This is a genomic window from Paenibacillus sp. sptzw28, from assembly GCF_019550795.1.
Lineage (GTDB): Bacteria > Bacillota > Bacilli > Paenibacillales > Paenibacillaceae > Paenibacillus_Z.
Genome location: NZ_CP080545.1, coordinates 5127501 through 5141688, shown reverse-complemented (window position 1 = coordinate 5141688; position 14188 = coordinate 5127501). Strand labels below are relative to the sequence as shown.

Sequence of the window (14188 nt, the reverse complement as noted above, 5' to 3'; positions counted from 1 at the left end):
GATATAATAGTGTTACAAAATTGTCTTGGGAGTGTTGAAGCATGAAGAACAATGATAGCTTCATTTCCGAAGGAAAGCGCATTCAAGCGACGGATGACAATCGTTGGATGTCGCTTCTGCCGAACGTCGGCTGTGCGTTGATGGTGCTCGGATTAGTACTCAGCTTATGCTTTGCCTATGAATTTAAGGATTCGAACCTTGGTCTTATGGTCGGTATCGGCTTTATTATCGGAGGTACGCAGGTACTCGTACTCGGGACGATGTTCCGGGTAGTGCCGACCCGCCAGATCGTGAAAGTCAGCCCGGCGACCCAATCGGATCAGCAATAACGCAGGTCTTCGGCAAGCGGGAGTCGGAGGGCACTCTATCGGAAAAATCATAATGCAGCAATCCGGTTTGCCGGCAAAACTGCAGCGCTTTTCCTACTTAGCCTATTTGGCGCTAAGCGGGAGAAGCGCTTTTTTTTTACATAAATTCACTAATTAAACCTAATAATCCTTATTCGTGAACGGCCGTTGAACGAATGGTGACGGAATAAGAACAGAAGATTGACGGATCTGTTAACGGTCGATTCAACGGGTTGTACATCTGCTATGCTAGCATCAGAGTAGTGCCTTTCGAATGAGCGCGAGGAGATGAATAAGCTAATGAAGAAATCGACTAAACTCCGCGGCGTTATGCTGCTGGCCACCGGTTTGATGTCTGCGGTTCTGTTAACGGGATGCAGCAGCAAATTTGTCGTCTTCGACCCGCAGGGGCCGGTAGCTCAAACCCAGTACCGACTCATAATTTTGTCAGCGATACTGTGTGCCATAGTCGTTATTCCGGTGCTCGGTATAACGGCTTTTATCATTTGGCGTTACCGCGATAAACCGGATAACAAGGCGCCGTATCAGCCGCACTGGGACGACAGCAAAGTGCTGGAAATCGTTTGGTGGGGAATCCCGATTATTATTATTGGCATTCTCGGTACTTATACGGCACGCGATACGTATGCGCTTGCCCGGCCGCCGGTTATTACGGACACGAAGCCGATTGAAATTCAAGTCACATCGCTCGACTGGAAATGGTTGTTTCAATATCCCGATCAACAGATCGCGACCGTCAATTACGTGCATATCCCGGCCGGCGTACAAGTGGACTTCGTGCTGACAAGCGACGCGCCGATGAATTCATTCTGGGTTCCGCAGCTCGGCGGACAGGAGTATTCGATGCCGGGCATGGCCATGTCTCTTTGGCTGCAGGCTGATAAGCCGGGCCAATATTACGGCACTGGCGCTAATTTCTCAGGTAAGGAATTTGCTCACATGCACTTCAATGTCATAGCGGAGCCGCAGGCCGACTTCAATAAATGGGTGGATGGTGTGAAACGGTCATCTCCTAAGTTGACTGATGCCGGGTATAAGGAATTGTCAAAGCCGGGCATATCGGTTGAAAAGTCATTCTCGGCATTTCCGCCCGACCTGTTTGGCTCGGTGGTTGCCAAGAACGGCGGAGCCGACCGCGCTCATGATATGAACATGAGTAAAACGGACACCAATGTGGACACGAAGGACATGAGCAAATTGAATAATATGAGTGATATGCCGGGCATGGATCACACTCAATCGACAGATGGAAATGCGAAAGATCAGAGTATCAAGACCCGCTAGAGAGGAGGAGTACAACAATGCTGGAAAAGCTTAAATCTTTTGCCTCCACGTTTTTTGTGACCGGTGATCCGCTGATTTACGGAGCGGACGTCGCTATTGCGCTCACCTCGGTAACGATTCTATTCGTCCTGTTCTACTTTAAGAAATGGGGATGGCTTTGGCGGGAATGGATCACATCCGTCGATCATAAGAAAATCGGGATGATGTACTTGATCGCTTCCCTGCTTATGCTGTTCCGTGGCGGAGTTGATGCGCTGATGATGCGGGCGCAGCTGGCGATGCCGAACATGCACTTCTTGGAGGCGGACCATTACAATCAGATATTTACTACACACGGCACGATCATGATATTGTTCATGGCTATGCCGATGATGTTCGGACTGTTCAATATGGTTGTACCGCTTCAGATTGGTGCAAGGGACGTAGCTTACCCTTTTCTTAATGCAATCAGCTTCTGGCTCTTCTTATTCGGAGCGATGCTGTTCAACCTGTCTTTCGTCATCGGCGGCTCGCCGGATGCCGGATGGCTCAGCTATCCGCCGCTGTCCGAGTTATCCGGAAGCCCGGGCGTCGGGGAAAATTTCTATATATGGGGCATTCAAATTTCCGGGATTGGTTCGCTTGCGACCGGAATCAACTTTGTTGTAACCATTCTTAAAATGCGTGCACCGGGCATGAAGTTAATGAAAATGCCGCTGTTTACCTGGTCGGTATTTTCGAGCTCCGTCGTTATCATTTTTGCGTTTCCGATTCTGACCGTTACGCTGGCGCTGCTCTTTATCGACCGGTTCCTGGGAGCTCACTTTTTCACGATGACCGGGAGCGGCAATCCGATGATGTATGTGAACCTCATATGGATGTGGGGTCACCCTGAGGTCTATATCGTCATCCTTCCGGCCTTCGGCGTATTCTCGGAAGTCGTCAGCACCTTCTCAAGGAAACGAGTTTTTGGGTATAAATCGATGGTATTCTCGATGATGATCATCAGCATTCTCTCATTCTTCGTCTGGGTGCATCACTTCTTTACGATGGGCTCGGGCGCAGACGTGAACGTCTTCTTCGCCATTGCGACAATGGCGATCGGAATACCAACCGGGGTGAAAATATTCAACTGGCTTTTTACCATGTTCCGGGGCCGTATCAGGATGGAGCTGCCGATGCTTTGGACACTCGCATTTATTCCATGCTTTGTCGTCGGGGGCGCTACCGGCGTCATGCTGGCCGTCGCACCTGCTGATTATCAGTACCATAACAGCTACTTCCTGATCGCACACTTCCATCAAGTGCTGATCGGCGGCGTAGTATTCGGGTATTTGGCAGGGGTCTACTATTGGTGGCCGAAGCTGTTTGGATTCAAGCTTAACAAGAAATTGGGCCTGTACGCCTTTTGGCTCTGGAATATCGGCTTCTATGTCTGCTTCATGCCGCAGTATGCGCTTGGATTTATGGGTATGACGCGCCGCGTTTACACGTACGGTTGGGACATGGGTTGGGCGCCGCTCAATATGGTTTCCACGATAGGCGCGTTCTTGATGGGAATCGGCTTTCTGTTTCAGGTGTGGCAAATCAGCTACAGCATCAAATATGGCGAGCGCGATACAACTGGCGATCCGTGGAACGCGCGGACTCTTGAGTGGTCTATTCCATCGCCGCCGCCGGTTTATAACTTCGCCATCGTGCCGGAAGTGCATGAACGAGACTCTTATTGGGAAGAGAAGGAACGCAACGGCGGCCTTATACCGGCTGTGAAAGCGGCTGATTTCGAGCCGATTCATATGCCGAAAAACTCAGCGCTGCCAGTGATCATGGCCGCTTGCTGGTTCGTCGCCGGCTTCGGTTTCGTATTCGACTGGGTGTGGATGGGGGTCGCAGGACTGGTTGGTGTCGGAGTCACGCTTCTTATCCGTTCGTTCCAATACGACACGGATTACTATATTTCAGCCGAAGAAGTAAGAGCGACCGAGACGGCGCTGGGGAGGGCGTTATAATGCAGCATGCTGCGGCAGCAAATTCACATGAACACAGTCCCGAGCACGCTCACGGCCACCACGATCAAGAATCGATGAAGGTGCTCGGCTTCTGGATTTTTCTCGTCACCGACTGTTTGATTTTTGGTACCCTGTTTGCCACCTATATGGTGCTCCGCTATCATACCGACGGCGGCCCAATCGGTAAAGAGCTGTTCGAGGTACCGGGCTTTGTTGCGGAAACATTTATACTGCTTACCAGCAGCTTTACCAGCGGTCTCGCCGTGCTGGCAATGAATAAAGGCAATGTCAAGCAGCTTATTGGATGGCTCATTGTCACCGCGCTGCTGGGCGCAGCGTTTGTAGGATTTGAAGTGAGCGAGTTTGTTAAAATGGTCGGTGAAGGCGCGACAATCTCGCGCAGCGCGTTTCTCTCGGCGTTCTTCACTCTTGTCGGAACGCACGGAGTTCACGTTTCCATCGGTCTCATCTGGATGATTGCGCTCATGATACAGCTCTCAAGGCGCGGCATTACCCCGGTGACCCGCCGCAAAATTACGATTATCAGCTTGTATTGGCATTTTCTTGACATCGTGTGGATTTTCATCTTTACCATCGTATACTTGATGGGGGTGATGTAGCATGAGTATGCAGGTCGGTACGCACAACGACGGGCAGGGTCACGGCGATCACATTGATCACCATGAATCGCACGGATCGCTGAAATCGTACGTTATCGGGTTCGTTCTGTCCATAGTGCTTACGATCATTCCGCTGCTGCTCGTACTGAAAGGCGGAATGAGCAAAAATGCGACTCTCTGGACGATCGTACTCGCAGCCGTGGTGCAGCTTTGTGTACAGTTATTTTTCTTTATGCATATCCGAGAAGGCGAGAAGCCGCACTACAACATAATGGCCCTGATCTTCGGCATCATCGTGGTCATTGCGATCGTCGGCGGCTCGATGTGGATCATGTCGTTTAACGCCGTCGTACAATAAATCAAAATTGATTCGAGCCAAGTATATAGGGTGGCCGGGCATGATCGCCGGCCTGCCTTTTTTTTGTAGTTGTTTAATTTTAACAGCCCATTCTTCTCTGTAAATCCCTTAGATGCTTCCAGGAAATCAACTTGATCTTCATTTCCTCAACTAACGCTTTCGATCCCGAATCCCTCAACAACCGGTATTCCAGTTCTCTTTTCGCGGCATGCCCCGTTAACGCCAATAATTCGGTTGTCATCATCGCGGGATGCGTCACCATCTGCGTGATTCCGGGCATTAAATGTGCGAGCCGGTTTCCCCATTCTATTTTTAACGTTTCATAGCTTTCGCCCTCTTCCAGCTCGTACGGGAATACGGACAGGTCATCGATTAAATAAATTCCGCGAGCCGCAGCTTCAGAGATTTTTTTCCGGAAAAGGGATTTTTGAGCTTCATTAAGAAAGCTTTGCAGGACAATTCTGTGCGGCAACAGGAACGGAAGGGCGTATTCCTCGCATAACTCGAAAACGATATCCAGGAAATCCCGGCCTAAGGCAAGGCCGAGCAAACAGCCTTCATGACAATCGAGGTGTGTGGGATCGATGCCAAGAGCGATAGCCGACTCTATTTGCGCAGCCAGCTCTTTTTTGACCTGCTGAGAATCGGCATCACGTTCTATCAGGGAAACCTCCTCCGGGAAAAAGCCGTCTCGTGTGATCAGGCTGTCAAGTGAAAACTCCTTGAATACAGGCTTTAAAAATTGATTGCGGGAACTGGTAAGAGTCAAATGAATGCCGACATGGGCGGTGTCGTTTCTTTTGCAGAATGCTGCGGCTTCCGCGGCAGCCTCGCATGGCATCATAATCGATGCGGAGGTAATGCCGCCGCTGCGAAACAATTCAATTATTGCCTGATTGGCAGAGTGCGAAGAGCCGAAATCGTCTGCATGAATAATCAGAAGACGGTCACTGCATGACTGGCAAGCGTAATTTTGAGTCATATTGAGCCTCCTTTAATAGATTAGGGCCGTATAAAAAAAAGAGGACAAGAATCACGTTATTCGTGATTCCCGCCCTGGTTTGCCCGGACCTGTATGATTTTCTCCTGTCATTATACACCCGAAATCCGGTATGTAAATAGTCTGTTTTCTTAATTGGACTTCCATACTTTTTTTTAGTAGGATAGTAGATAAAGATTGAAGGTTAATAGAGACCGAGGTGGAAGAAATGCATAAGCTGGGGATGAGGGTCGTAATCGTTTCAGATTTATTCGAACAGGGCCTCCCTATTGGGGAATATGGATATGTTATTGCTTACGACCGCAATGCGGATAACGCATTCGATTATGTCATACGAGTGCCGAAGGCCAATCGTAATTTTTATGTTCCGGCAGCCGACATTGAGCTGGAAACTGTTATCTTTCAGCAGGAAGCCGAGCGTGTTGAGCGTGAAGCGCTTATTGATTTCGCGCTTGCTACCCACAATGCCGAACTATTCAGGCGTGTAATGAATGGGGACGAAGCCGAGACGGAAGAAAGCAACGGCAGTGAAGTGCAAAGCCAGGACGATTTCATTCGTCAAGTAAACTTGAAAGCCTGGATTTGACATTCATGCGCAAATAGATACAGTAAACCGACCTTAAGGATCCTGTGCACTAACTCTTCTTGTGCAGCGGGATCCGGTTCGACTTGCCCGTTAAAAGCCTCCCGCTGGGGAGGCTTTTTTTTAAGCTGAAATAAGACAACAGTTCGCTATCTTTCTCCTGGTCGCTTAAGGTCCGTTATTCAGCCGATTTGTTCGGCTGGAACCGTGCAATACAGCAAGGCGGACAGGAGTATCCGGCTTATCAAACTATGTAAGGAAGACTTAATGAAGCTATTGTGATCAGCAACAATAGGGGAGACGCTCGCCTCCGAACATGCGCCTTCTTGCTGCTAAAGCAATGCATTGAGTTTCAGCGCCGGCTTACGTTATAATAGTAAGAATGTGAATACAAGGATAGATGAAGGAGGGGCGCGCCGATGAGCGTTACCGTTAATGATGTCGAGCATGTCGCCAATTTGGCGCGGCTGGATCTTTCCGCTCAGGAGAAGGAGCAATTGACCGAGCAGTTGAACGCAATATTGAAATATGCGGAGAAGCTGAACGAGCTGGATACCGAGCAAGTTGAGCCGACAACCCACGTGCTGCCAGTGAGCAATGTAATGCGGGAAGACCAGACCAGGAAATCGGTTACGCCTGATACTGCGCTGAAGAATGCGCCGGATGAAGAAGACGGCCAGTTCAAGGTACCAGCGGTGCTTGAATAAAAGTTTTTGGCGCCCGCGGCCGCTCAGGCTGTGAGGCGAATGCGAAGGGAGGAACGACTGTTGGCACTCTTTGATATGCGTCTGCAGGAACTACACAATAAATTGACAAGCAAAGAGCTGTCTGTAAGCGAGCTGGTTGATGCGTCATACCGGAGAATCGCGCAGACAGATGCTTCAATACAAGCATTTTTGACACTTAACGAACAAGGCGCCCGATCCGCTGCGTCCGAATTGGACAAGCAGCTGCAGGACGGCGGCGAACGCGGTCTGTTATTTGGCTTGCCCGCAGGTATTAAAGATAACATCGTTACGGAAGGGCTGCTTACAACCTGCGGCAGCCAATTTTTGCGAAATTATGATCCGATCTATGATGCAACGTCGATGAAGAAGCTTAAGGCCGCGCAGTCGATAACGATAGGCAAGCTGAACATGGATGAGTTCGCTATGGGCGGCTCCAATGAGAACTCCAGCTTTCATCCGACCCGCAACCCTTGGAATACGGAGTACGTTCCGGGCGGTTCAAGCGGCGGCTCCGCAGCATCGGTAGCGTCCGGGCAAGTGTATTTCTCACTCGGCAGCGACACAGGCGGCTCGATTCGCCAGCCCGCGGCTTACTGCGGCATTGTTGGTCTTAAACCCACGTACGGCCTGGTTTCGCGTTTTGGACTCGTAGCATTTGCCTCCTCGCTTGATCAAATCGGACCGCTCACGAAGAATGTGGAGGACTCCGCTTATGTTCTCCAGGCCATCGCCGGTTACGATGAGATGGATTCGACGTCCGCCAACGTTGATATCCCGGACTACATCAGCGCGTTGACAGGCGATGTCAGGGGTCTGCGCATCGGCGTGCCGAAGGAATATCTCGGCGAGGGTATCGACCCGAAGGTGAGAGAAGCGGTTCTCAATGCTTTGAAACAATTCGAAAGCCTCGGCGCAATTTGGGAGGAAGTTTCCCTGCCGCATACCGAATATGCGGTTGCCGCCTACTATCTGCTCGCTTCTTCGGAAGCGTCGTCCAATCTGGCCCGCTTTGACGGAGTCCGATATGGAGTCCGTGCGGACAACCCGGACAACCTGCTCGACCTGTATCGAAAATCGCGCAGTCAAGGCTTCGGCCCGGAAGTGAAGCGCCGGATCATGCTCGGCACCTACTCTCTTAGCTCCGGCTACTATGACGCCTATTATTTAAAGGCGCAGAAAGTGCGTACGCTGATCAAGCAGGATTTTGACAATGTGTTCAAGGATTATGACCTTATCATCGGACCGACGGCGCCTACAACCGCCTTCCGCCTCGGGGAGCAGGTAGGCGATCCGCTGACGATGTACTTGAACGATATTTGCACAATACCCGTCAGTCTCGCAGGCATTCCGGCGATCAGTGTTCCTTGCGGCTTCGCGGACGGCCTGCCTGTCGGACTGCAAATTATAGGCAAAGCGTTCGACGAGCAGACGGTGTTTCGCGCCGCGCATGCTTACGAGCAGCATACTGAGCACCACAAACAGCGTCCGCAGCTGTGAGCGGCGGTGAATGTTAAGGAAGCAGGAGGGGCTAAGCAATGTTTGAACCGAACAAATATGAAACGGTAGTTGGGCTCGAAGTGCACGTTGAGCTTCACACGAAGAGTAAAATCTTCTGCGGCTGCTCCACGTCGTTCGGCGCCCCGCCGAATACGCATACTTGTCCGATTTGTCTCGGACATCCGGGCGTCTTGCCGGTATTGAACCGTCAAGCTCTGGAGTACGCCATGAAAGCGGCAATGGCGCTTAACTGCCAAATTGCCGATGTGAGCAAATTCGACCGCAAAAACTATTTTTACCCGGATTCACCCAAAGCGTACCAAATCTCCCAGTACGACAAACCAATCGGGGAGCATGGCTGGATTGATATCGAAGTAAACGGTCAAACGAAGCGTATCGGGATCACGCGGCTTCATCTTGAGGAGGACGCCGGCAAGCTGACGCATGTGGACGGCGGCTTTGCATCGCTTGTCGACTTTAACCGGGTTGGGACACCGCTTGTAGAGATCGTTTCAGAGCCGGACATCCGCACGCCTGAGGAAGCGAAGGCATACCTGGAGAAGCTCAAGGCGATTATGCTTTATTGCGAAGTATCCGATGTGAAGATGGAAGAAGGCTCGCTGCGCTGCGACGCCAATATCAGCCTTCGTCCGTTTGGGCAGGAGCAGTTTGGCACGCGGGCGGAGCTCAAGAACATGAACTCGTTCCGCGGCGTGCAGCGCGGGCTTGAATACGAGCAGATGCGTCAAGCCGATGTGCTTGATAGCGGCGGCAAAGTGGTGCAGGAGACTCGCCGGTGGGACGAAGCCCAGGGCAAAACGTTCTCGATGCGAAGCAAGGAGGAAGCGCATGATTATCGCTACTTCCCGGATCCGGATCTCGTGAGGATGCATATAGACACAGAATGGAAAGAACGGGTCCGCGCTTCCATTCCGGAGCTGCCCGATGCTCGCAAAGCACGTTATACTACTGATTTCGGTTTGTCTTCCTACGATGCCGAGGTAATCACATCTTCCAAGAAGCTTGCGGATTTCTTTGAGGAGAGCCTGGGTTACACGCAGGACGCGAAAGCGGTGGCGAACTGGATTATGGGTGATTTGCTCGGATACCTCAACGCGAATGCTCTCGAGCTTGAAGGCGTGAAGATTACCGGTCAAGGGCTCGGCGAGATGATCGGTCTCATGGAGAAAGGAACGATCAGCAGTAAGATTGCCAAAACCGTCTTTAAGGAAATGCTGGAGAGCGGTAAACGCCCGCAGCAAATCGTCGAGGAACAGGGACTGGTGCAAATAAGCGATGAAGGCGCGATAGCTGAAGTGGTAAGTCGCATCGTGGAAGCGAATCCGCAATCGGTCGAGGATTTCAAGGCCGGGAAAGAGAAAGCGATTGGATTCCTTGTAGGTCAAGTGATGAAAGAAACGAAAGGCAAAGCAAATCCGGCGCTTGTTAACAAGCTGCTTCTTGAACGATTGAATCAATAGCTAGGACAGGAAAGAGGCATGCCGGTGATTGCTACTATCATCGGCATGCCTCTTTCTGGCATCTTGCTTCGGAAACCCGAACTATTAAATGTGGTACAATACAGGTTAACGATAGATAGTTTCGGGAGCAGCTCAGAAGGAAGGAGGCGGCGCTTGTCATGCGCACACCTAAGATTGATTACCGGAAAATAGCGCCGTTTCTAGCTTTTCTCATACCGGGAGCGGGTCATCTCGCCCTCGGATTACATCTGAGAGGCTTAATGCTGATAACGGGCGTACTGACTGACATCGTCGCTATGGTCCGTTTTGCTGATGAGGGTGGAGGCAGGTTCGCCTTGCTTATTGTTTTTCTTGGCTTGGCGCTTCCGCTGTTTTGGTTTTTCAGCGTTTTTGATACGCTTCAGCAGGAGGCCAGGCTGCGCGAATCCGCTGACGGCCAACTTGACCAGGAACAGCAAGGTGCGGCTTGGCTCGAAGGTGCGGCCGTCGTTGCTGTCGGGCTGGTCCTCCTCGGGCTTGTCCGCTCGCCATCCGTGCTGATCCCTTGGTTAGATGCCGTGGGAACGTTTGCGCCAGGGGCCGGTCTTACCGTTATTGCCGCCATGTTAGTTGTAAAGAGGGGGAGAACGATGTTCAGGATCGGACGGTTTACCGCAGCAACTGTTGTCATTGCGACCGGGGCCTTGCTGCTCTGGGATGAAATCCAAGGTCGTAACGATATTCGTCTGCTCGGACAGTGGTGGCCGGCCGCGTTCGTTCTGCTCGGGATTGAAATTGTCGTTTACAGCTTGACCTACCGATCTGCGGGCAGGAAACTGTCATTTGACATTGGCGGCAGCTTTTTATCCGTCATAATCGCGGTTACTGCTTACACGGTAACACAGTATACTTCAATGCCTTTCTCGTGGCTCGATAATTTTAAAGTTGATTTAGCCGGAATGAGCGGATACAGCGATGAAAAAGGTTTTAAGTATGAGAAAGAGACGATCTCCGTACCGATTACGCCGGAGACATCCGCACTTGCAATTGATAATCCGAACGGTAAAGTGACCGTGAAGAAGGGTAATGTTAGTGAAATGACCGTTCAGACGGTTATGTGGGTGGATGTGGCGGACAAACAGGAAGCCGATCAAGTGGCTGAACAGTCAAAGATCGATATCACCGGTGACAATAAATTGAAGATTGCAGCGAAAGGTGAGCCATACGGTACTAACGGAAGCCGTAAACCGCGTATGAATATTATTATAACGATTCCTGAGGCATCCCGGATTGGGCAATTGCCCGCCATGGAAACGGGAGGTTCTTTTAATGAAAAAACTGAAACCTCCGGCGCTCCCGGCTCGTCTTATTCTTTAGAAAGCTCCGAAAGCTCATCGAATGGTGCAGTGAACAGCCAAACGATTAACGGCGAGTCATTCTCCGAAAATTCAGCACCTGCGGCCGATTCGAATTTGAGCAAAGACGGAACAGAGCCGGCCCAAGGGGCAGCTCCGCCGGACGGAGAGGCCGCGGATAAGCCGTCTCCGGAGAATCAAGTCATACAGACGGAGCTTAGCATTCAGGTTAGCAACGGTTCGGTCGACGTATCCGGACTGGTTCTTCCGGGCGGTCTGAAAGTGAAGGTAACGAACGGTGAAATCGCTCTTCGTAAGCTTGAAGGACCTGTAACAGCAGAGTCGAAGAATGGAAGCATATTAGCGACCGACATCAAAGGCAACGTTCAGCTCGCAACCTACAATGGCGGTGTGAAGGCACTGCGGATACTGGGAGATATCGAAGGATCGACTCTCAGCGGGAACATTGAGCTGGAGCATATTTCCGGTAATTCCGATGTAGAGACCAAAAACGGAGAGATTATCATTCGTGAAGCCGAAGCCTCGATCAAGGCCGACACGTTAAACGGCGATATTGCGATTCACAGCGCAACTGTGGGCGGCGACTGGGATATAGACAGCTCAATCGGCGATATTAATCTATTTGTTCCCGAAAACGGCGATTATTCGGTAAATGGCTCTGTAACTTTCGGAAATGTTTATACCGACCTGCCTCTCACTGCAAGCAAGAACACTATACGAGGGGATATCGGCACGGCGACCTATCGGATAAATATTGACGCAAACAGCAGCATAACGGTAAATCATTACACCCCTTAAAATGATTTCCCCGTTCATTGACAAAATGAAAAGCAAGCACGTACAATGGTTCTAATGAAGCAGAAAGGACGTGAAGGGCATGGGCGCGACCGTGGAACAGGCACTTGAGCAATTGAAAAGCACCGGCGTACGTATGACCCCGCAACGTCATGCTATCTTGAGTTTCCTGATGGATTCCATGACCCATCCGACAGCTGATGAGATTTATAAAGCGCTATCTCCCACGTTTCCGAGTATGAGCGTAGCGACCATTTATAATAACCTACGGCTGTTCGTCGACGCCGGACTCGTCCGCGAGCTCACGTACGGCGACGACTCAAGCCGGTTTGACGCCGATTTATCCGAACATTATCATGCCATTTGCCGCAGCTGCGGTAAAATAGTCGATTTTGAATACCCGCCGCTTACAGATGTTGAAGCCGCCGCTTCCCGGGAAACGGGTTTTAGCGTAGAGGGTCACCGGATGGAAATTTACGGCCATTGTGCGGAATGCTCAAAGCTGCCGTCCTGACCGATTCATATTCAATTGCGGTATAACGTGCAGGGGTGTGCTATTCTCGCCCTACTGCACGTTTTTTGTTTGAATTAAAAGCTGCTGCAAATCCCTCATTTAATATACTTTTCATACAGGAGGAGACACCAGAGGTGCAAACGGTTATGTTCCGGCCGCGCCGACGCCGAGAGGGCGGGTGGCTGAAATGGCTGGTATTGGCCAGCGGATTGCTGGCGATGGGTATCGGCATGTGGGCTGCATGGTTAAATTTTGTTCCCAATAGCAGACAGGTAAAGCCGGATTACGGTTCGTCATATCCGATCATGGTTCATGGGAAGGCGATGGCTGAAGGCGCTATCGTGGACGGGGATGCGGTAAAGCTTCCTCTGCCTGTTATCCAAGATGATTTAGGTCTTAAGGATAATGTCTATTACGAGGAGAAGAGCGGGTCGATCGTTCTCACCAACACCGACAAAGTGCTGAGGCTTAAGACTAATGCCTTGACGGCCACAATTAACAGTAAGCCTTATGAGCTTCGTGTAGCTGCCGAGGTGAAAGATAAACTGGTCTATATTCCGTCGACGCCGATTGAGGAACTTTACGGCATTCGCATCGAATACGACAAACAAACGAAAATCGTTACCGTTTTGAAGTCCGGAGAAGCAGTTCAGCGCGCAAAAGCACCTAAGGGGGCTGTCATTCGGCCACAAGCCACTATACGGGCACCTATTGTCGAGCGTCTCACCAAAAACGCGGAAGTACGCGTATGGGGTGAAGGCGAAGGGTGGTACCAGGTGCAGAGCGAGAGCGGAATTATCGGATATGCGGCCAAGAAGGATCTGCAGCTTTCGCAAGTGGAACATATTGAACGGCAGGAATTCAAGCCCCCATTTGTAGCATGGAAGCTGCCTGGGAGCAAAATCAATCTAACCTGGGAAGCCGTTTATCAGAAGAACCCCGATACCGATAACATCGCTGCGATGAACGGTGTCAACGTCGTAAGCCCTTCTTGGTTCGAGCTGATCGACGGCAGTGGCCACATCCGCAGCAAGGCGGACATCGACTACGTCAATTGGGCTCATAAGCAGGGGATGCAGGTGTGGGGACTGTTCAGTAACGGGTTCGAGCCGGTCAGAACAACCCAGGCACTGGGCAGTGTCGATTCCCGTTTTAGTATGATCCAGCAGCTGCTTGCTTATGTGAAATTGTACAACCTTCAGGGCATCAACCTTGATTTTGAGAATGTAAACACGTCGGACAAAGCCAATCTAGTCCAGTTCGTGCGGGAGTTGACGCCGCTGCTGCATGATCAGGGCATTACCGTATCGATTGACGTGACACCAAAATCAAACAGTGAATTCTGGTCGTTATTTTTGGACCGCTCTTCACTCGGTAAAATAGTTGACTACATGATCCTAATGGCCTATGACGAGCATTGGGCGTCCAGCCCCTTGGCAGGCTCGGTGGCGTCGTTACCCTGGGTCGAGAAATCCCTGGTTCGGATATTAGAAGAGGATCAGGTGCCCCCCGCCAAATTAGTTCTCGGAATGCCTCTCTACACTCGTCTTTGGACGGAGAAAAAAGATGAAAACGGCGCAGTCAAGGTCAGTTCGAAAGCGCTCGGCATGGAATCGG

Annotated in this window: 13 protein-coding genes (1 of these 13 running past the window's edge); 12 read left to right on the top strand and 1 reads right to left on the bottom strand. The window is 50.9% G+C overall.

Features of this window, described 5'->3' with window-relative positions; translation table 11 throughout:
* Positions 1-41: 41 nt before the first annotated feature.
* From KZ483_RS23675 to cyoD, 5 genes are all read left to right on the top strand, one after another.
* Entirely contained in the window at positions 42-329 is a 288-nt protein-coding gene (locus tag KZ483_RS23675; RefSeq protein ID WP_220350020.1) for a hypothetical protein, read from the top strand.
* A 318-nt stretch (positions 330-647) separates the two neighbouring features.
* Positions 648-1652: a ubiquinol oxidase subunit II gene (locus KZ483_RS23670; RefSeq protein ID WP_220350019.1), complete on the top strand. Its 1005-nt coding sequence runs from the start codon at positions 648-650 to the stop codon at positions 1650-1652.
* Positions 1653-1669: 17 nt separating this feature from the next.
* Positions 1670-3640 carry a cbb3-type cytochrome c oxidase subunit I gene (locus tag KZ483_RS23665; protein WP_220350018.1) on the top strand — a complete coding sequence of 657 codons (1971 nt, stop codon included), beginning with the start codon at positions 1670-1672 and terminating at the stop codon, positions 3638-3640.
* Positions 3640-4260, top strand: coding sequence for a cytochrome o ubiquinol oxidase subunit III (cyoC, locus tag KZ483_RS23660; RefSeq protein WP_220350017.1), 621 nt, complete (start codon positions 3640-3642; stop codon positions 4258-4260). Before KZ483_RS23665 ends, cyoC begins: the two co-directional genes overlap by 1 nt.
* Before the next feature lie 7 nt (positions 4261-4267).
* The gene (cyoD, locus tag KZ483_RS23655) at positions 4268-4618 is read left to right on the top strand and encodes a cytochrome o ubiquinol oxidase subunit IV (protein ID WP_220353642.1); all 351 of its coding nucleotides are present in this window, start codon (positions 4268-4270) and stop codon (positions 4616-4618) included.
* A gap of 79 nt (positions 4619-4697) precedes the next feature.
* On the opposite strand, the gene KZ483_RS23650 is transcribed toward cyoD, so the two are convergent.
* On the bottom strand, positions 4698-5600 hold the full coding sequence (locus KZ483_RS23650) for a polysaccharide deacetylase family protein (protein WP_220350016.1): 903 nt from the start codon (positions 5598-5600) through the stop codon (positions 4698-4700).
* Positions 5601-5826: 226 nt separating this feature from the next.
* Between KZ483_RS23650 and KZ483_RS23645 the strand changes: the two genes are divergently transcribed.
* The 7 genes from KZ483_RS23645 to KZ483_RS23615 all read left to right on the top strand — a co-directional run.
* Positions 5827-6204, top strand: coding sequence for an ATPase (locus tag KZ483_RS23645; protein ID WP_220350015.1), 378 nt, complete (start codon positions 5827-5829; stop codon positions 6202-6204).
* 416 nt (positions 6205-6620) lie between these two features.
* Positions 6621-6908: an Asp-tRNA(Asn)/Glu-tRNA(Gln) amidotransferase subunit GatC gene (gene gatC, locus KZ483_RS23640; protein WP_220350014.1), complete on the top strand. Its 288-nt coding sequence runs from the start codon at positions 6621-6623 to the stop codon at positions 6906-6908.
* Between the two features lie 60 nt (positions 6909-6968).
* A complete protein-coding gene (gene gatA, locus KZ483_RS23635; protein ID WP_220350013.1) occupies positions 6969-8426 on the top strand; it encodes an Asp-tRNA(Asn)/Glu-tRNA(Gln) amidotransferase subunit GatA in 1458 nt (485 codons plus the stop codon).
* A 38-nt stretch (positions 8427-8464) separates the two neighbouring features.
* Entirely contained in the window at positions 8465-9907 is a 1443-nt protein-coding gene (gatB, locus tag KZ483_RS23630; RefSeq protein WP_220350012.1) for an Asp-tRNA(Asn)/Glu-tRNA(Gln) amidotransferase subunit GatB, read from the top strand.
* A gap of 158 nt (positions 9908-10065) precedes the next feature.
* The gene (locus KZ483_RS23625; protein ID WP_220350011.1) at positions 10066-12060 is read left to right on the top strand and encodes a DUF4097 family beta strand repeat-containing protein; all 1995 of its coding nucleotides are present in this window, start codon (positions 10066-10068) and stop codon (positions 12058-12060) included.
* A gap of 79 nt (positions 12061-12139) precedes the next feature.
* Positions 12140-12571, top strand: coding sequence for a peroxide-responsive transcriptional repressor PerR (gene perR / locus KZ483_RS23620; protein ID WP_220350010.1), 432 nt, complete (start codon positions 12140-12142; stop codon positions 12569-12571).
* A gap of 134 nt (positions 12572-12705) precedes the next feature.
* Positions 12706-14188 carry the 5' portion of a glycosyl hydrolase family 18 protein gene (locus KZ483_RS23615; protein WP_220350009.1) on the top strand. It continues 245 nt past the right edge of the window, so 1483 of the gene's 1728 nt are visible here — the first part of the coding sequence; the start codon lies at positions 12706-12708; its stop codon lies off the right edge, out of view.